The following is a 277-nucleotide window of genomic DNA, read 5'->3' as shown; positions in this document are numbered from 1 at the left end:
GAAAACTATTAAAGGATTTTTCTTCTTAGCTGCTTTAGCTATTGCAACTGCGTGTAATCAACCTGCCAAACAGGAGGATACAGCTAAAGCCGATTCAACTGCAACAGCTGCCGCTAAGCCTGCCGAAACCCAGGTTGCCGCCGATACAACTAACACAAGCGATGTTTTGAAAGCTTATATCGCTTTAAAAGACCAGTTCGTTAAATCTGACATAGCGGGCATTAAAACTGCAGCTACTGATCTGGAAGGTAAACTTTCTGGTATTAAAGGTTGTACC

1 protein-coding gene is annotated in these 277 nt (G+C 42.6%); it reads left to right on the top strand.

All coding sequences use genetic code 11. The features are described 5' to 3' along the window. The coding region (locus ACEN88_RS35395; RefSeq protein WP_413347076.1) for a DUF3347 domain-containing protein at positions 1 to 277 on the top strand (277 nt) is incomplete at both ends.

It is taken from the genome of Massilia sp. CT11-108, assembly GCF_047302915.1.
Classification (GTDB): Bacteria; Pseudomonadota; Gammaproteobacteria; order Burkholderiales; family Burkholderiaceae_D; genus Telluria; species Telluria orientalis.
Note: the sequence above shows the minus strand (reverse complement) of the source record. Positions and strands in the feature narration are given on the sequence as shown.